Source organism: Rhizobium sp. SEMIA4064 (assembly GCF_003025035.1).
Lineage (GTDB): Bacteria > Pseudomonadota > Alphaproteobacteria > Rhizobiales > Rhizobiaceae > Rhizobium > Rhizobium paranaense.
The window spans coordinates 248,856-267,093 of sequence record NZ_PYJN01000022.1; the positions used below are offsets into that span (position 1 = coordinate 248,856).

Consider the following 18,238-nt stretch of genomic DNA (forward strand, 5'->3'; position numbering starts at 1 on the left):
TATCGTGACGGCAGACCTATCCCTGTCTCTTGCCGAATTCCTGGCACGGAATTCCAGTGAGCGGGATCTTGTAGCCGCGTCTCTTTATTCAGATCGCGTCTGCACTGCCGAAGAAACGTTTCGGCGCATCGAGCCCTGTCTCACCGGCCACGGCATCACCCGCCTTGGCCGGCTGACGGGGCTTGATCGCATTGGCATTCCGGTCTGGCAGGCCATTAGCCCGAATGCCAAGTCGATCGTCATCAACAACGGCAAGGGCATCACCGATCTCGACGCGAAAGTTTCCGCGGCCATGGAGGCGCTAGAACGAACGGTGGCCGGCGCCCCTGCGGTCAAGACGATCTCTGCCAGTCAACGGGAGCTCTTGGCCAAAGGACAGCATGCCGATCCGCTCTCGTCTCTCATTGCAAGCGGCCAAGCCGACATTGGCGATGACGAAGAAATCGCCTGGACTGAGGGTCGCGATCTCATCGCCGATCGAAACGTCTGGATTCCCTTCGGCGCCATCACGCTTGATCGAACCCCTCTTAACGCACGCTTCTGGCAGTCCTCCGATGGCCTCGCCTCCGGCAATGTGCTGACAGAGGCCATCCTCCACGGCCTGCTTGAACGCATCGAGCGGGACGCCAAGGAACTGTGGGATGTTTCCGAGCCGGCCCTGCGCACGAAAACCTGCGTCGACCCCGCTTCGCTGGCAGATCCAGTGTTGAACGAATTGCTCCGAAAGATTGAGGATGCCGGTCTAACGCTCAAGCTGTTCGACATGACAAGCGATGTGAAAATACCGGCCTACACCGTCTTTCTCGGCCCAGGCGAAATAAACCGGGCAAAGCATGTCCGTTATATCGACGTGACCATGGGCTGCGGCGCGCATCCATCGTCGGTGCGGGCAGCAATCCGCGCTGTAACGGAGGCGGCGCAATCGCGCCTCACCTTCATCAGCGGCGCCCGCGACGATATTCATCCCAAGGATTTCACTCGGGAGCTGCCGGAAAGCATCCGCCGTTATTTTGAGGCGGTGCCCAAAGCGGCGGCAAGACCGGATGAAGCCCTGCCGGATGGCGCAGAGGCCCTGCTGCACCTGACCATCGACCGTCTGCGCCATGCGGGCATCAATTCCGCCATCGCGCTTTCCCTCGGCGATGCCTCGCTTCCCTTTGCCGTCGCCAAGCTCATCCTGCCGCAACTGGAAAATCCGGCTGGGGACCGCAAGCGCCGCTTCGGCTACCGCGCCATCTCGAAAACGTTGCAACTCCTATGAAGATCCTGTTTGTCGGCCCCACGCTTCCCGATGCCACCGAGATTGCCGGTCCCGGCATCGTTCTGAGGCCGCCGGCAAAGCAGGGCGACATCGTCGGCGCCATGGAAGAGGGAGCCAATGTCATCGGCCTGATCGACGGGCTTTTCGAAAATGTCGCGCCCGTCTGGCACAAGGAAATCCTCTTTGCGCTGTCGAAGGGCGTCCGCGTCTATGGTGCGGCCAGCATGGGCGCGCTGCGCGCCTCCGAATGCGCCGCCTTCGGCATGGTCGGCATCGGCCGCATTTTCGAGGCCTATGCCTCCGGTGCGGTTGCAGACGATTCCGCCGTGGCGCAGATTCATGGTCCGGCCGAACTCGGACACCTTCCGCTCAGCGAGCCGCTGGTGAATGTGCAGGCAACATTGGGGGCGCTTGCCGAGACCGGCGCGATCAGTGACGCCGAACATGCCGCTCTGCAGGCGCGCGCCGAAACTATGTTCTTCAAATCACTGACCTATCGCTCCCTGGCGGAAACCGCTGATCTGCCAGATCCAGCACGCCGGCAAACCATTTACGATCTCCTGCGCACCAAGGCGGTCAACCAGAAGCGCATCGATGCGCTGGAATTGCTCCGTGTGATTGCCGACTGCCCGGACGAACCGCAACAACCGCCGCGTGACTGGACGTTCAAGGCCAATAGTTTGTGGCGCAGCGCCTTCCACCGTCTTGAAATTGCATAGTAAAAACTCGTTCGCAATCTCACCTCGTGTCACGCTGTATGTCACGCGCCAACACATTCGACTTGAGTTAATGTCTGCTCATGTTCCTGGCGATGAGTATCTAGTTCTCCAGGAACTGAGGTCAAAGGGGCGTGAAATGACAGCAATACTTCCTATCGAAATGGCACACCACGATTCGGATTCACTGAAAGAACTGGCGTCGATCGCGCGGTTGATCACCTATGCGCGCCAGAGCGCCAAGAGCATGAACGCCGAATTCCCGGTCTGGTGCCTGGATCTCGCACTCGGTGCCGTATTGCAGGAAATGTATGCAAACGGCCTGCAGATGCCACTTTTCGAAGAGGGTATGGACAAAGTGAATAGGGCTGTCGCACACTAAGCGCAGTTTCTCGGATTTCTGGCGGGGGGCCGGAGAAAGATGCCGGTATGGTTCTTCGGAGCCATGCCGGCATTGCTCTTTTGGTGAGAGCGTAGGCTCGAAACGTGCGCGGCTGTTTTCCTGGAAAAGAGCACTGAACCCTATCGCGGCTTCCGATGCGGCTGCACACCCGCGACGAAGATTGCGATGCATTGACGTAAGTGCCGCAGACGGGTTTCGCGGTCGGGCCAGTCGTTCAGCTTGCCGGGATGCGAAATCATCGCGCCGAAGATCATGTTCATCAGCATGCGCGCACCGCTAATGGCATCGACAATTTCGATGAGACCGCGTTTCTGCTGCAGATGGAGCCAATCGGCGAGCATTTGTCGCGACTGTTCGGCGCCGTAGGTGCGCAACAGCGCTGCCATCTCGGGAAATTGCTGCGCTTCGCTCACAATGAGGTGAATGAAAGCTTCGCGGTCCCGCTCCGCCGCCTCATCGATATCGATCATGAAAATTTGTTCCAACGCCCTGTCGAGCGGCAGATTTTCCTCGGGATCGCGCGGCAGGGCCAGCATCGAGGCGCGATGCCTGGCGATGATCGCCATGAAAAGTTCGGTCTTGCTCGAAAACAAGCGATAGAGGGTTTGCTTGGAAATCCGGCACCGTGCCGCCACGAGATCCATGGTCGTACCGCCGTAACCAAGCTCATGAAACGTCGCGCGGGCCTCCGTCAGGATCTCCGCCCGCTTTGCGTCGTCACTCGCCGTCTTCGGACGGCCGCGCGGCCGGCGAGCGGCGGTTTGATCTGCATCTCTTGCCCTTAGCTCCGTCCGAGCTTCCATCTTCACCTCAAAAAAAGCCAAATGAGATTGACATTTACAGCGGTAGAAATATTTTCCGTACTAATTGGTACTGTAATTAAGACGATGGGAAATAGCAACGTGGGAAAGCTCGCCTCTTCTACCCGTGTATTCATACGTCCGGCGACATCCGAACGCCTCCTAGCCTCGCGGATCTCACTGATCGCAGCCGGGGTCGCCGCCACGTTGCTGCTGGCGGGCTGCAATGAGCAGAAGGCTGCTCAAAACAATGCACCGGCCGTCAAGACCGAAGTCAGCGCCATGACGCTGCATCCGCAATCGGTTGCGATCACCGCCGAGCTGCCCGGCCGCACCAGCGCCTATCTGATTGCCGAAGTGAGGCCGCAGGTCGGCGGCATCATTCGCAGCCGTAATTTCAAGGAAGGCAGCGAAGTCAAGGCGGGCGACGTGCTCTACGAAATCGACCCCGCCACCTATCAGGCCGCCTTTGACAGCGCCGCCGCCGCTCTGCAGAAGGCGGAAGGCGCCATACCGAGTGCGCAGGCCAAGATGGACCGTTACAAGGGCTTGAGTGCCCAGAACGCCGTCAGCCAGCAGGATTACGACACTGCGCAGGCGACCCTGGTCCAGGCGCAGGCCGATGTCGCCTCGGCCAAGGCCGCGCTCGAGACTGCACGCATCAATCTCGACTATACGAAATTGCGCGCACCGATCGGCGGCCGCGTCGATGCCTCGACGGTCACCGTCGGCGCGCTCGTCACCGCCGACCAGACGACGGCGCTGACCACGATCCGCCAACTCGATCCGATCAATGTCGACGTCACGCAGTCGAGCACCAACCTGCTTGAGTTCCGCCGCGCCATTGCGGAAGGCCGATTGAAGACCAGTGGCGACAACGTCTCCGTCCACCTGACGCTGGAAGACGGTTCCGAGTACAAGGAAACCGGTAAACTCCAATTTTCGGAGGCCTCTGTCGCCGAGACCGTCGGAACGATCACCGTGCGCGCGGTCTTCCCCAATCCGGAACGCGTATTGCTGCCCGGCATGTATGTTCGCGCCAGCATCGAGGAAGCCATCGCGGAAAACAGCTATCTCCTGCCGCAGCGTGCAGTCTTCCGCAACACCAAGGGCGAACCGACGGCGATGTTCGTGACCGCCGACAACAAGGTGCAGCAGCGTGTGCTGAAGGTGCAAAGAAGTGTCGGCAATAGCTGGCTGGTAAATGAAGGCATGGCCGATGGTGACCGCCTGGTCGTGGAAGGCAGCCAGCGCGTCCGGGACGGCCAGGAGGTCAATGTCGCCGCTGTCACGATCGACGACGCGACCGGCGAAGTGAAGCAGGTCGCCGGGGAGCCCGCCGAACAGGCCAAGCTGGAAAAGACCGATCCCCAGCCCGCCTCCGGCGCTCAGAAGTGAGGTAAGCGATGTCGCGCTTTTTCATCGACCGGCCGATCTTTGCCTGGGTCATCGCCATCGTCATCATGCTGGCGGGGGCGCTGTCGATCTTCACCTTGTCGATCTCGCAATATCCGCAGATCGCCCCGACGACGGTCAGCATCAACGCGACCTATCCCGGCGCCGATGCCGCAACCGTCGAAAATTCGGTGACCAAGGTCATCGAGCAGGGCATGACCGGTATCGACAATCTCGACTACATGACGTCGACGTCGACCTCGACGGGCCAGGCATCCATTTCGCTGACCTTCACCAACAAGGCCGATTCCGACGTGGCGCAGATGCAGGTGCAGAACAAGCTGCAGCTCGTCACGGCGCAATTGCCGCAAACGGTGCAGTCGACGGGTATCACCGTTTCCAAGTCGACATCGAACTTCCTGATGGTCGTGGGCTTCGTGTCGAAAGACGGCAAGCTGAATTCCAACGACCTTGCCGACTATGTTTCCAGCACGCTGAATGACACGCTGAAGCGCATCGAAGGCGTTGGCAACACGCAGATCTTCGGCGCCGGTTATGCCATGCGCATTTGGGTCGATCCGGATAAGCTGGCCAAATACCAGTTGATGGTCAGCGACGTCACCAGCGCGATCCAGTCGCAGAATTCGCAGGTCTCGGCCGGCCAGCTCGGTGCGCTGCCGCAGCGCAAGGGCCAGCAGCTCAACGCGACGGTTACGGCCAAGAGCCGCCTGCAGACGCCCGAACAGTTCAACAACATCATCCTGAAGAGCCAGTCCAACGGCTCGCTGGTCCGCCTCAACGATGTCGCGACGGTCGAGCTCGGAGCAGAAAGCTACAACACGTCGAGCACCTATAACGGCCATCCCTCGGCCGGTCTCGCCGTCATGCTCGCGTCCGGCGCCAATGCCATCAATACCGCAGAAGCCGTGAGATCGACCATCGACAGCCTGAGGCAGACCCTGCCGCCGAATGTCGAAATCGTCTATCCCTACGACACGACGCCCTTCGTCAAGCTATCGATCGAAGATGTGGTCAAGACGCTGTTCGAAGCCATCGTGCTCGTCTTCATCGTCATGTTCGTCTTCCTGCAGAACATTCGCGCCACCTTGATCCCGACGCTCGCCGTTCCGGTCGTGCTGCTCGGCACCTTCGGCGTGCTGTCGCTGTTCGGCTATTCGATCAACACATTGACGATGTTCGGCATGGTGCTGGCGATCGGCCTCTTGGTCGACGACGCGATCGTCGTCGTCGAAAACGTCGAGCGCGTGATGGAGGAAGAGGGGCTTTCGCCACGCGAGGCGACGATCAAATCGATGCAGGAAATCACCGGCGCGCTGATCGGCATCGCGACGGTTCTCTCTGCCGTGTTCATCCCGATGGCCTTCTTCTCGGGCTCCGTCGGCGTCATCTACCGTCAGTTCTCGGTGACGATCGTCTCAGCGATGGTCCTGTCGGTCATTGTCGCGCTGATCCTCACGCCGGCACTCTGCGCCACCATTCTCAAGAAGCCCGAGCACGGTTCCAAGCAACGTGGCGCCTTCGGCTGGTTCAACCGCAATTTCGAACGCGCAACGCTTCGATACCAAAGCGGCATTCACGGCATGATCCGCCGCGCGGCCGTCTTCCTGCTGTTGTTCGTGTTGATCGGCGGCGCCGTCGGCTATCTGTTCAACCGCCTGCCAAGCTCGTTCCTGCCGGATGAGGATCAGGGCATCCTCCTGACCGCGATCCAGCTTCCGCCTGGCGCCACGGAATCCCGCACCTGGGCCGTGCTCAACCAGGTGAAGGACTATTATCTCAACAACGAGAAAGACTATGTCGAAGGCGCATTCGCTGTCGCCGGTTTCGGCTTCAGCGGTCAGGGCCAGAATGTCGGCATCGTTTTCGTCCGGTTGAAGGACTTTGCCGAGCGAAAGACGCCGCAATCGAAGGCGCAAGCGATCGCCGGCCGTGCCATGGGCGCCTTCTCGAAGATCAAGGACGGCAGCGTCTTTGCACTCGCGCCGCCCGCCATTCCCGGCTTCGGCAGCTCTAGCGGCTTCGACTTCTTCATCAAGGACATCAACGGCTCCGGCCATGCCGCGCTGATCGCCGCCCGCAACCAGTTGCTCGGCGCCGCCGCGAAAAGCCCGCTGCTCTTCGGCACGCGTCCCAATGGCCAGGAAGACACGCCGCAATATTCCCTGAACATCGATCAGGAGAAGGCGAGCGCGATGAACATCACGCTCTCCGACATCGACACGACGCTGTCGACCGCTTGGGGCGGCACCTATGTCAACGACTTCATCGATCGTGGCCGCGTCAAGAAGGTCTATGTCCAGGCGGATAAGAAGTTCCGCATGCAGCCCGAGGATTTCGGCCGCTGGTATGTGCGCAATTCCGATGGCGCCATGGTGCCCTTCTCCGCCTTCTCGAAGGGCGAATGGACCTATGGCTCGCCACGTCTCGAACGCTACAATGGTTCCTCCGCCGTCGAAATTCAGGGCGCTGCCGCTCCCGGCGTCTCGTCCGGCGTCGCCATGAACCAGATCGACCAGATCATGGCGTCTCTGCCGCCGGGCTTCAGCCACGAATGGACCAGCCTGTCAGCCCAGGAAAAGCTTTCCGGCAACCAGGCGACCCAGCTCTATGCCATCTCCATCCTGGTGGTCTTCCTGGCGCTGGCGGCCCTCTATGAAAGCTGGTCGATCCCGCTTGCCGTCATGCTTTCGGTGCCGATCGGCATCTTCGGCGCCCTTCTCGCCGCCACCATTTTCGGCCAGTCGAACGACGTCTATTTCAAGGTGGGCCTGCTGACGACCATCGGTCTGGCGGCGAAAAACGCCATCCTGATCGTCGAATTCGCGATCGAGCAGCAGGCGAACGGCAAGGATCTGATCCCGGCGACGTTGGAAGCAGCCCGTCAGCGCCTCCGACCGATCCTGATGACCTCGCTCGCCTTCATCCTCGGTGTGATGCCGCTGGCGATCGCTAACGGCGCGGGTTCCGGCAGCCAGAATTCGATCGGTATCGGCGTCATGGGCGGCATGATCTCGGCGACCGTGCTCGGCATCTTCTTCATCCCCTTGCTCTTCGTATCGGTGCGTCGCATCTTCAAGGGTGGGAAGCGGCCGACGACCGCGGCATCGGAGCCAACTCCGGACACGGCGCACTAACAAGCGTCACCTGCATGCGGCTTATGGGAGGAGAATGCTGTGATCAAGGCTTTGATGATCGAGGCGGAAAACGTGACGCGCTTCCACGACGTCGCGGAAGCGTCGCTCGGCGCCGGCCAGGTCCGTGTCGGTGTGCGGCACATCGGCCTCTGCGGCAGCGATCTCAACACCTTCAAGGGCCTCAACCCGCTGGTGAAGCTGCCGCGCATTCCCGGCCATGAAATCGGCGGCGAGATCCTTGCCGTCGGCCCTGGTGTCGATCCCGCCTATGCGCCCGGCCGCCGCGTCATCGTCATGCCCTATACCAATTGCGGAGAGTGCACCTCCTGCCGCAAGGGCCGCCTCAACGCCTGCCGCTACAACAAGACTCTCGGCGTGCAACAGGATGGCGGTTTGGCTGAAGAGATCGTGCTGCCGGCTGAAAAACTGATCCTCAACGATACGCTGCCGCCGCGCCACCTGGCACTGGTCGAGCCGCTATCGGTCGGCTTTCACGCTGTCGAACGCGGGCGCGTAGCAAAAGGCGAGCGCGTCGTCGTCCTTGGCTGCGGCATGATCGGCATGGGCGTCCTGATCGCCGCCGTCGCCCGCGGCGCCGAGGTCATTGCCGTCGATCTTAGCGAGGAAAAACGCGCGCTCGCCCGGCAATTCGGCGCCGTCGAGGCGATCGATGCCGGCAGCGAGGATGTTGTCGCCAAGATCAGCGAACTGACAGGCGATGACGGCGTGGATATTGCCTTCGAGGCCGTCGGCCTGCCCGCGACCTTCACCCAGGCCATCGATCTCGCATGCTTCGGCGGCCGCGTCGTTTATGTCGGCTATTCCAAGGCGCCGGTCACCTACCAGACGCAGTTCTTCAACCTGAAGGAACTCGACATCATGGGTTCCCGCAACGCCCTGATGCGCGATTTCCAAAACGTCATCAGCCATCTTGAGAAAATCGGCGACAAGGCCGACGCGCTGATCTCGAAGGTCTTTCCGTTTGAAGAGGCCGAAAAAGCGCTGCCCTATTGGGACAGCAACCGCAATGCGCTGAAGATCGTGATTGAGCGCGGCGCCTGACATTCGCACATTCCCGAACCGCCCACTCAAGACGTCGAAGATATCGGCGTCTCTACTTGCTGCTTCGTCGACCACCTACTGTGCAGTTTGGCTAGCATCAGGTAGATGATCGGCGTCGTGTAGAGCGTCAGGACCTGCGATACGATCAGGCCGCCGACGATGGTGATGCCGAGGGGACGGCGGAGTTCTGCGCCGGGGCCGGTGGCGATGATCAGCGGGATGGCGCCCATCAGGGCGGCGAGCGTGGTCATCAGGATCGGACGGAAGCGTTTCAGGCAGGCTTCGTAGATTGCCTCGTCCGACGGCAGGCCTAACATGCGTTCGCCCTGCAACGCGAAATCCACCATCATGATACCGTTCTTCTTGACGATGCCTATCAAGAGAATGATGCCGATGAAGGCGATGATCGTCAGTTCCGTGCCGCTGATGACCAGCGCCAGCAGAGCGCCGAGACCGGCTGAGGGCAGCGTCGAGATGATTGTCAGCGGATGCGCCAGGCTCTCGTAGAGGATCCCGAGAACGATATAGACCGTGAGCAACGCCGCCAGAAGCAACAGTGGCTGGCTGCTCGAAGATTGCGTGATGCTGGCCGCATCGCCGGCAAAATCCGCATGCAGCGTATCCGGCAGATGCATTTGCAGCACCGCCTGTTGGATGGCATCGTTTGCTGCTTCAAGCGTCGTATTGAGCGCCAGATTGTAGGAGATGGTCACGGAGGGATATTGCCCCTGGTGATTGACCACCAGCGGCGCCAGGGTCCGCTCGACCGACGCCACGGCACTGAGCGGAATCTGAATGCCGCCCGACGCCGGCACATAGAGCTTGGAGATATCGTTGGGATCGCGGGCGTAGCTGGGATCGGCCTCCAGCACGACGCGATATTGATTGCGCTGGGTATAGATGGTCGAAACTTGCCGCTGCGCAAAAGCATTGTTGAGCGCTGCGTCGATCGACTGGATACTGACGCCGAGCCGCGAGGCTTCGGCGCGGTTGATGTTGACCGTCGCCTGCAAGCCGTTCGGCTGCCGGTCGGTGGCGACATCGGTTAGCCCTGGCAGCTTCTGCATGCGAGCGAGCACTTTCGGCGCCCAATCCACCAGCTCGTCGTAGTTCGCACCCCAGAGCGTGAATTGATATTGCGACTGCGATTGGCGCCCGCCAGCGCGGATATCGCCCGGCGAAAACAGGAAGGTGCTGAGACCGGGAATGGCCATCAGTTGCTTACGCAGCCGGTCGATCACCTCGGCGGTCGAAACGCGTTCCGATTCGGGTTTCAGCGAAATGAACAATTGCCCGCGATTGATCGAACTCGAAAAGCCACCACCACCCACGGAAGAGCCGACACCGGAGACGGCCGGATCCCTGCCGACCATATCGGCCGCCTGTTGCTGCAACTTGGCCATGGCGGGATAGGAAATATCGGTTGCCGCCTCCGTGCCGCCCTGGATGTAGCCTGTATCGTCCTGCGGAATGAAGCCTTTCGGCACCTTGACATAGAGATAGCCGGACATGACGACGCAGGCGAGGATGACGAGGACGGAGAGCACGCGATGATGCAGCACCGCCTTCAGCGTCCGGCCATAGAAATTGGTGATTGCGCCGAGCGTCCCTTCGACGATCCGGCCGAACAAACCCGGTCGGGCTTCCATATCGCGCGCCCGCAGCCGGTGGCCGCAGATCATCGGCGTCAGCGTCAAGGACACCAAGGTCGAGACCACGATGGTGAAGCCGAGCGTCAGCGAGAACGTCTGGAAGAAACGGCCGACGATGCCGCCCATGAAGAACAGCGGAATAAAGGCGGCAAGCAAGGAGAGGCTGATCGAAACGACCGTGAAGCCGATCTGTTTCGCGCCTTCGAGTGCGGCCCGCATCGGCTTCATGCCGATTTCGAGATTGGCGTAGATGTTCTCGATCATCACGATGGCATCGTCGACGACGAAGCCGACGGAAACGGCAAGCGCCATCAGCGACAGATTGTCGATCGACAGTCCGAAGAGCCACATGGCGGCGAAGGTGCCGCAGAGCGACAATGGCACGGTGACCCCGGCCGCGAAGGTGGTTGTTGCGCGCCGCAGGAAAACGAAGACCACAGCCATGACCAGGCAGATGGTGGCGAGCAGCGTCCATTGCATGTCGGTGACGCTGGCATGGATCGTTGTGGTGCGGTCGGAGAGAACCGCGATGCGGACACCGGACGGGATGAGGCTCTGCAATTCGGGGATCAGCGCCTTGACGCCATCAACCGTGGCAATGACGTTGGCGTCCGCTTCCTTGGTGATGTTGAGCAGCACGGCCGGTTTGCCGTCATACCAGGCATCCGAGCGGCTGTTGCGCACGCCCGGCTCGACCGTGGCGACATCGGAAAGGCGAACGGCCGTGCCGTCGCCGCTTTGTACGATGATCCGGCCATAAGCCTCAGGGGTCCGTAACTGACCATTCATGGAAATGGAGAAGGCAGCGCTGTTGCCGTCGATCGAGCCTATAGGGCCGAGCACATTGGCATTGACGATTGCCGTACGGATGCTGTCCAGCGACAGGCCCATGGCGGAGAGCCTATCGGGATCGAGCCTCACGCGCACGGCCGGCTGATCGGCGCCGCTGACGGTGACGCCGCCGACGCCGTCCACCTGCGAGATGCGCTGCACCACCACGGTATCGGCCGCGTCGTAGATGGCGCTCGGCGATACATTGTCCGATGTCAGCGCCAGGATCAGCACAGGTGCTGCGGCCGGGTTGATCTTGCGGAAGGAGGGCAAGGTCGGTAGATCGCCGGGCAGATCGGTCGCGGCCGCGTTCAGCGCAGCCTGCACATCCTGCGCCGCGCCATCGACACTGCGCGACAGATCGAATTGTGCGACGATGCTGCTCGATCCAAGTGAGCTGACCGAGGTCAACTGCGTGATGCCGGCGATGGTGCCGAGATGTCGCTCAAGGGGCGCTGCGACGCTTGCCGCCATGCTGGCGGGGTCGGCGCCGGGACGGCTGGCGGAAACGACGATCGTCGGCAGATCGACGGTCGGCAGGCTCGCCACCGGCAGGAAGCGGTAGGAAACGATGCCGAGGATCATCAACCCGATCGCCAGAAGCGTCGTCCCGACAGGACGTTTGATGAACGGCTCGGAGAGATTCATGTCCCGCCACCCGCAACTTCGTCCAGTTCCTGAGCCGGCGTGCCGGTCGGCCGTCCGACGATCCGGGCTCGCAGGTTTTCGAAAGCGAGGTAGATCACCGGCGTCGTATAGAGCGTCAGAAGCTGGGACAGCACCAGGCCGCCGATGATGGTGATGCCGAGAGGGATGCGCAGCTCCGCTCCGGTGCCTTGCGCCAGCGCCAATGGCAGGGCGCCGAAGAGGGCCGCGAGCGTCGTCATCATGATCGGGCGGAAGCGCAGGATCGAGGCTTTCAGTATAGCCTCGCGCGGCGCCAGCCCCTCCTTGCGTTCGGCCTCCAGCGCGAAGTCGATCATCATGATCGCGTTCTTCTTGACGATACCCATCAGCAGCACGATGCCGATGAGCGCGATGATCGACAGGTCCTGTCCGAACAGCATCAGCGCCAGCAGCGCACCGACGCCCGCCGACGGCAAGGTCGACAGGATCGTCACCGGATGCACCGCGCTCTCGTAAAGCAGGCCGAGAACGATATAGATCGTCACGACAGCGGCGAGGATCAGCCAGGGCTCACCTGCAAGCGACGAGGCGAACTCCTCCGCATCGCCGGAATAGTTGCGCTGAATCGTATTTGGCATGCCGATATCGCGTTCCGCCGCCTGGACTTCGGTAACGGCCTCGCTGAGCGACGCGCCCTTGGCGAGATCGAAACTGAGGGTCACGGCCGGAAACTGTTCGTCATGGCTGATGACCAGCGGCGCCGTCATGAACGAAGCTGTCGTAAAGGCGTTGAGCGGCACCTGCGTGTCGCCGGCGCCTGCGACATAGAGCTTGTCGAGCGATTTCGGGTCGGATTGATATTGCGGTGCGGCCTCGAGGATGACGCGGTATTGATTGGCCTGACCGTAGATCGTGGCGATCTGGCGCTGGCCGAATGCATCGTTCAGCGTGTCGCTGACGGCCTGCATCGACACACCCAGTCGAGAGGCGGTTTCGCGGTCGACATTGACGAAGATGCGGCCGCCGCCCATCTCGACCTCCGAGGCGACGTCGATCAGCTTCGGGCTCTCCTGCAGCCGCTGCGCCAGTTTCTCAGCCCACTCCACCACGGTCGCGGTGTCCGTGCCGGTTAGCGTATACTGATAGGGTGCGCGGCTGACACGCGTACTGATCGAGATGCCACGCACGCTCTGGAAGGTAACGTGGATGCCCGGCAGATCGACCACTTCACCACGCATGCGGTCGATGATTTCGGCTGCCGACGCCGCGCGCTGGCCCCTGGGCTTCAATATGAGGCTGAGATTGCCGGTGTTGGACGTCAGGTTGCTGGCGCTGGTGCCGACGACCGAGACGATACCGGTTACGTCAGGGTCTTTGCGCAGCCGCTCAGCCACAGTCTCCTGCGTCTGTTTCATCGCTTCGAAGGAAGTGGTGGGCTCCGTCTCGACGACGGCGGTGATCAGGCCTGTATCCTGCGCCGGCAGGAAGCCCTTGGGAATGACGATGTAAAGCGCGATCGTAGCGGCAAGCGTCACCACCGTGACCAGCAGCATCAAGGCGCTGCGGTCCACCACCCAGACGAGGCTGCGGCGATAGCCCTCGATCAACCGTCCCATGCCGCGATCGGTACCCGCCAGCAAACCGCCGCGATGCTCTTTCGGCTTGCGCAGGATGCGGGCGCACATCATCGGCGTCAATGTCAGCGAGATCACCGCCGACACCACCACAGCGATGGTTAGCGTCAACGCAAACTCGCGGAACATGCGCCCGACGATGCCGGTCATGAACAGCAGCGGGATGAAGACGGCGATCAGCGAGAAAGTCAGCGAGATGATGGTGAAGCCGATTTCGCCGGCGCCCTTCAGCGCCGCCTGCATCGGTTTCTCGCCCTCCTCGATGTGGCGGGCGATGTTCTCGATCATCACGATGGCGTCGTCGACGACGAAGCCGGTACCGATCGTCAGCGCCATCAGCGATAGATTGTCGAGGCTGAAGCCGGCAAACCACATGACACCGAAAGTCGCGATCAGCGACAGCGGCAAGGCTACGCCGGCGATGAAGGTCGCCGTCACCGTTCGCAGGAACAGGAGAACAACGAGGATGACCAGGCCGATACTGACGACGAGCGTCCATTGCACGTCATGGATCGAAGCGCGGATCGTCTCGGTCCGGTCGTTGACGATGTCGAGCGAGATACCGGCCGGCAGCGCCTGCTTTAGTCGCGGAAGCTGCTGCAGCACGCTCTCGACCGTCTGAATGACGTTGGCGCCCGGCTGACGCATGATGTCGAGGATAACCGCTGGCTGGCCCTGATACCAAGCGCCGACGCGATTGTTTTCCAGCCCTTCGACAACGGTGGCGACGTCCTTCAACTGGACCGGCGCGTTGTTGCGATAGGCGACAATGACGGATTTATAGATGTTGGGATCGACGATCTGGTCGTTGGCGGCGAGCGTGAAGCTCTGCTGCGTACCGTCGAGCGCCCCTTTGGCGCCGGCAACACTGGCATTGGTAATTGCTGTGCGCAGATCCTCCAGTGCCAGGCCGTAGGAGGCAAGCCGTGGAAGGTCGGCCTGGATGCGGATTGCCGGCTTGACGCCGCCCTGAATGTTGACGTCGCCGACCCCTGTGACTTCGCTCAGCCGCTGCGCCATCATCGTATCGGCGAAATCGCTGAGTTCGCGGATCGAATAGCTATTGGAGCGCAATGCCAGCGTGACGATCGGCGTATCGGCCGGGTTCACCTTCGAGTAGGTCGGCGGATAGGGCAGCGTGCGCGGCAATGTCGAACCGGCGGCATTGATTGCCGCCTGAACGTCCTGAGCCGCGCCATCGATATCGCGGCCGAGATCGAATTGCAGCGTGATCTGGCTGATGCCGAAGGCGCTCGACGAGGTCATCGACGCCAGCGACGGGATCTGCCCGAGCGGCCGTTCCAGCGGCGCGGTCACCAATGCCGCCATCGTATCGGGATCGGCACCTGGCAATTGCGTCGTCACCCGGATCGTCGGAAAATCCACCTGCGGCAGCGGCGCCACCGGCAGGAAGAGGTAGCCGAGAATGCCGCCCAGCAGCACCGCGACCCCGAGAAGCGAGGTGGCAACCGGCCTGGAGATGAAGAGCGACGAGACGTTCATTGCTGTTGCGTTGACGTAGCGGATGGATTGGTGGAAGCGGCGTCGCCCCCGCCTGTATTACCGTTGGTATTGGCGTCATTGCCGCCGGCACCGTCCGCATTGTGCCTGCGGTGGCCACCGTTGCCGGCACCCTGGCCGCCATTACCGTTCTGGCCCCCACTACCGCCCTGGCCATTGTGCTGGCGATGCGGACGCTGGCCATCGCTGGCCGTATTGCCGTCAGTTTGAGCCTGATTGGGTTGAGCTGCGTTTTCGGCAACCGGCTGGCCATCGACCGCGGGCGGCGTTGCGGCCGGTGCAGCCGCGCCGGCTCCGGCGGAAATCTGCACTTTCGAACCGTCCTGCAGCCGGGCAAAGCCCGTCGTCACCACCTTGTCGCCGGGGGCTAGACCATCGGCGATGACAGCCTGCACATCGTCCTGCTGGCGCACTGTTACCGGCTTCATGGCAACCGTTTGATCCTGCCGGACGATATAGACAAAGGTGCCGTTCGGGCCGCGCTGCACGGCGGCGGTCGGAATGACCGTCACACCCTTCAGCGTCTCGACGAGCAGGCGAGCGTTGACGAAGGCGCCCGGCCACAGCGCCAGCTTGTCGTTCGGGAAATTGGCTTTCAGCTTCACCGTACCCGTGGTCGGATCGACCTGGTTGTCGACCACCGCCAGCGTGCCGTTGTCGATCACCGTCTGGCCGTTGCTCGCGATCGCCTGGACGGAAAGTGCCCCCGTCGCGCTCGCTGCGTTAACGCGGGCAAGCTGCTGCTGCGGAATGGAGAACAGGACGGAAATCGGCTTGATCTGCGACAGCGTCACGATGCCCGTCGCATCCGACGAGCTGACGAGATTGCCGACATCGACATTGCGGATGCCGGTGCGCCCGTCGATCGGCGCCTCGATCGTCGTATAGTCGAGCGTCGCCTGCGCGCTTTCGATGGCTGCCTGGTCGGACTGGATCTGCGCCGTATATTGCGCCACCAGGGATGTCGAGGTATCGACCTGCTGCTGGGTACCCGAAGCGGTCGCCACCATGCGCTGAAAACGCTCGAGATCGCGTTTCGCACCAGCCAGCAAGGCCTCGTCCTGCGCCTTCTTGGCGATGGCCTGGTCGAGCTGGGCCTTATAGACGGCATCGTCGATGCGGGCGATGACGTCGCCCTTCTTGATATCCTGGCCTTCCTCGAAACCGATTTCGACGATCTTGCCGCTGACCTGGGCGCGCACCGTCACCGTGTTCAGCGCCTTCACCGAGCCGACACCGTCGATATAGACGGGCACATCGGTGGATTTTGCATCCGCCGCCAGCACCGGGACCGGGCCAGTGAATTGCGAAAGGCTGCCACGCCGCCGTCCGCCGCCTTGACCAAAACCCTGACCCTGATTGCCACGGCGTTCGCCCTGGGCCTGCTCGCCGGGCGCAGCCGCGCTCTGATAGCCGAGCAGACGCTCGGCGCTGCCAAGCCAGCGCTCACGCGTCACATAGGCGCCATAGGCCACGGCGCCAATCACTGCTATCGACATCAGGACCCGAAATGTCCGAGCCATCAACACACCTTCCTTCACAGCTCCGGCTTCAATGATCTGCCGGTGCGATACAGGCGCGACTTTAGCTTGCAGCTCGTCGCTAAGGAATTTGGTATGGCCATTAAATTTTGTCCATTTTTGTGTGGCTTAGCGCAACAAACTGTTACATTGGACGAAAATCAAGATTGCGGTTGTAGGCGAGGAAACCGCGGAGCACGTCCTCCTTGTCTTACAAACTCTGGGCAACGCCTATGGTTCGAACGCCTTGGTGTTTCCACTCAGGCCTTGCCGCCGGCGCCTCTCGCTTTACGTGTGGACGCCGATAAAATGCGGATATTAGGTGGGCTAGTCGTCCGGCAATCGACGGGCCTGCTGGGACAGAAGTCACAGGCCTTCCAGCAGTTCCAGAAGGCCACCGTCGCTGTTGCGGCGGCCGATGACCGACAGCCCTACCGGTCCGCCATCCATCTTGCCGGCCGGCATGGAAATCTGCGGCAGGCCGGCATGGCCGGCGATGGAGAGAATACCGAGAGCCTGCTGGCGGTAGACTTCGAACATCTCTGGCGATGAATCCTTGCGGGGAGCAGGCCCCGGCGCCGTCGGAATGATGATCACCAGGCCGCCGGCAAGGGCTGCGTCCATCGCTCCGGCAATCTCGCGGCGAGTGGCATCCACCCTGGCAAAGGTCTCGTCGCTGACGGATCGGGCCGCAGCAAAACGCGAGGCGATATCCGGGCCGAGTTCGGCATCATGCGCCTTGACCCAGCCGCCCAACGCTTTCCATGCATCATAGCCCTGCCAGAAGCGATAGACCTCGGACCTTTCTTCCGGCCCGACGATCGGCAGCGGATCGGTAACGGTTTTGCCGAACCGGGCCGCGATCTTTTCCGCCGCCGGCCGCAGCAAGGCCGCAAGCCCCGGATCGATGCCTGTCCAGATATCCGAAGGCAGCCAGGCGGCCGAAAAATCCGTCTTGCCGGCAAGGCCGAGCGCGCGGCCGACACGAACCAATGTCCCGGCATCGCGGGCGAACCAGCCGAGCGTATCGAAACCCGGCCCGAGCGGCACCACGCCGCCCATGTCGATCGCCCCGTGACTGGGCCGCATGCCGAAAATGCCGTTGAAAGAGGCCGGCAGCCGCACCGAGCCGCCCGTATCCGTCCCCAGCGCGAAATCCACGAGACCGGCGCCGACCGCCGAAGCCGAACCAGAGGAGGAGCCGCCGGGCACACGGTCGGGCGCGGCACTGTTCAGCGGCGTGCCGTAGTGCGCATTGGTGCCCATCAGGCTATAGGCAAATTCATCCATATGCGTCTTGCCGGCAAGCACTGCGCCCTCGGCCAGCAGCCGGGCGACGACAGGTGCATGCGCCGCCGCCGGGCCATGCGCGCGCCGCCAGACCGGATTGCCATTGCCGGTGATCCGCCCTTCGACATCGATATTGTCCTTGGCGGCAAAGGTCAGCCCGGCCAACGAGCCGCTATCCCCGGTGCGAACGGGTTGCGCGAAGAGTTCGATGAAGGCATTGGCGGTATCGATCAGCGGCATGGGTGCCTTTCCGTGAAGGTAGGATAATAGGCTAGCGGCATTCCGCTCTGCGGACAATGACGGCTCTACCTTTCGATGAGCAATCTAGTGCAAGTCGCGCAAAAGTGTGCGGCGGTTTTGCGAAAATGACA

General features: G+C 61.8%; 11 protein-coding genes. 6 read left to right on the forward strand and 5 right to left on the reverse strand.

From position 1 onward, the window contains the following. Positions 1–40: 40 nt before the first annotated feature. From C9E91_RS18465 to C9E91_RS18475, 3 genes are all read left to right on the forward strand, one after another. Complete coding sequence (locus C9E91_RS18465; RefSeq protein ID WP_245407535.1) at positions 41–1,261, forward strand: YcaO-like family protein; 1,221 nt, start codon at positions 41–43, stop codon at positions 1,259–1,261. After that, complete coding sequence (locus C9E91_RS18470; protein WP_107109718.1) at positions 1,258–1,980, forward strand: TfuA-like protein; 723 nt, start codon at positions 1,258–1,260, stop codon at positions 1,978–1,980. Before C9E91_RS18465 ends, C9E91_RS18470 begins: the two co-directional genes overlap by 4 nt. 136 nt (positions 1,981–2,116) lie before the next feature. Then, entirely contained in the window at positions 2,117–2,359 is a 243-nt protein-coding gene (locus tag C9E91_RS18475) for a hypothetical protein (protein WP_028751435.1), read from the forward strand. A gap of 140 nt (positions 2,360–2,499) precedes the next feature. Here C9E91_RS18475 and C9E91_RS18480 read toward each other — a convergent pair whose 3' ends face one another. Beyond that, positions 2,500–3,183: a TetR/AcrR family transcriptional regulator gene (locus C9E91_RS18480; RefSeq protein ID WP_107109946.1), complete on the reverse strand. Its 684-nt coding sequence runs from the start codon at positions 3,181–3,183 to the stop codon at positions 2,500–2,502. A gap of 99 nt (positions 3,184–3,282) precedes the next feature. Between C9E91_RS18480 and C9E91_RS18485 the strand changes: the two genes are divergently transcribed. From C9E91_RS18485 to C9E91_RS18495, 3 genes are read left to right on the forward strand one after another with little or no spacing between them, the layout of a single operon-like run. Beyond that, positions 3,283–4,578 (forward strand): efflux RND transporter periplasmic adaptor subunit, encoded by a 1,296-nt coding sequence (locus C9E91_RS18485; protein WP_245407525.1) that lies wholly within the window; start codon positions 3,283–3,285, stop codon positions 4,576–4,578. 8 nt (positions 4,579–4,586) lie between these two features. Continuing rightward, the gene (locus C9E91_RS18490) at positions 4,587–7,730 is read left to right on the forward strand and encodes an efflux RND transporter permease subunit (RefSeq protein WP_107109720.1); all 3,144 of its coding nucleotides are present in this window, start codon (positions 4,587–4,589) and stop codon (positions 7,728–7,730) included. A gap of 39 nt (positions 7,731–7,769) precedes the next feature. After that, the gene (locus tag C9E91_RS18495) at positions 7,770–8,792 is read left to right on the forward strand and encodes a zinc-binding alcohol dehydrogenase family protein (RefSeq protein ID WP_107109721.1); all 1,023 of its coding nucleotides are present in this window, start codon (positions 7,770–7,772) and stop codon (positions 8,790–8,792) included. Between the two features lie 26 nt (positions 8,793–8,818). Here the strand turns inward: C9E91_RS18495 and C9E91_RS18500 are convergent, their stop codons facing one another. From C9E91_RS18500 to C9E91_RS18515, 4 genes are all read right to left on the reverse strand, one after another. Beyond that, positions 8,819–11,923 carry an efflux RND transporter permease subunit gene (locus tag C9E91_RS18500; protein ID WP_107109722.1) on the reverse strand — a complete coding sequence of 1,035 codons (3,105 nt, stop codon included), beginning with the start codon at positions 11,921–11,923 and terminating at the stop codon, positions 8,819–8,821. Next, on the reverse strand, positions 11,920–15,039 hold the full coding sequence (locus C9E91_RS18505; RefSeq protein ID WP_107109723.1) for an efflux RND transporter permease subunit: 3,120 nt from the start codon (positions 15,037–15,039) through the stop codon (positions 11,920–11,922). Before C9E91_RS18505 ends, C9E91_RS18500 begins: the two co-directional genes overlap by 4 nt. After that, positions 15,036–16,580 (reverse strand): efflux RND transporter periplasmic adaptor subunit, encoded by a 1,545-nt coding sequence (locus C9E91_RS18510; protein WP_107109724.1) that lies wholly within the window; start codon positions 16,578–16,580, stop codon positions 15,036–15,038. The genes C9E91_RS18505 and C9E91_RS18510 overlap by 4 nt, the downstream gene beginning before the upstream one ends. 363 nt (positions 16,581–16,943) lie before the next feature. Then, positions 16,944–18,107, reverse strand: a complete 1,164-nt coding sequence (locus tag C9E91_RS18515; protein ID WP_107109725.1) for an amidase — start codon at positions 18,105–18,107, stop codon at positions 16,944–16,946. Between the last annotated feature and the right edge of the window lie 131 nt (positions 18,108–18,238).

Coding starts and splice junctions, on each gene's coding strand:
- C9E91_RS18470 (WP_107109718.1), top strand. CDS start 1,258: ATGAAGATCCTGTTTGTCGGCCCCACGCTTCCCGATGCCACCGAGATT.
- C9E91_RS18475 (WP_028751435.1), top strand. CDS start 2,117: ATGACAGCAATACTTCCTATCGAAATGGCACACCACGATTCGGATTCA.
- C9E91_RS18480 (WP_107109946.1), bottom strand. CDS start 3,183: ATGGAAGCTCGGACGGAGCTAAGGGCAAGAGATGCAGATCAAACCGCC.
- C9E91_RS18490 (WP_107109720.1), top strand. CDS start 4,587: ATGTCGCGCTTTTTCATCGACCGGCCGATCTTTGCCTGGGTCATCGCC.
- C9E91_RS18500 (WP_107109722.1), bottom strand. CDS start 11,923: ATGAATCTCTCCGAGCCGTTCATCAAACGTCCTGTCGGGACGACGCTT.
- C9E91_RS18505 (WP_107109723.1), bottom strand. CDS start 15,039: ATGAACGTCTCGTCGCTCTTCATCTCCAGGCCGGTTGCCACCTCGCTT.
- C9E91_RS18510 (WP_107109724.1), bottom strand. CDS start 16,580: ATGGCTCGGACATTTCGGGTCCTGATGTCGATAGCAGTGATTGGCGCC.
- C9E91_RS18515 (WP_107109725.1), bottom strand. CDS start 18,107: ATGCCGCTGATCGATACCGCCAATGCCTTCATCGAACTCTTCGCGCAA.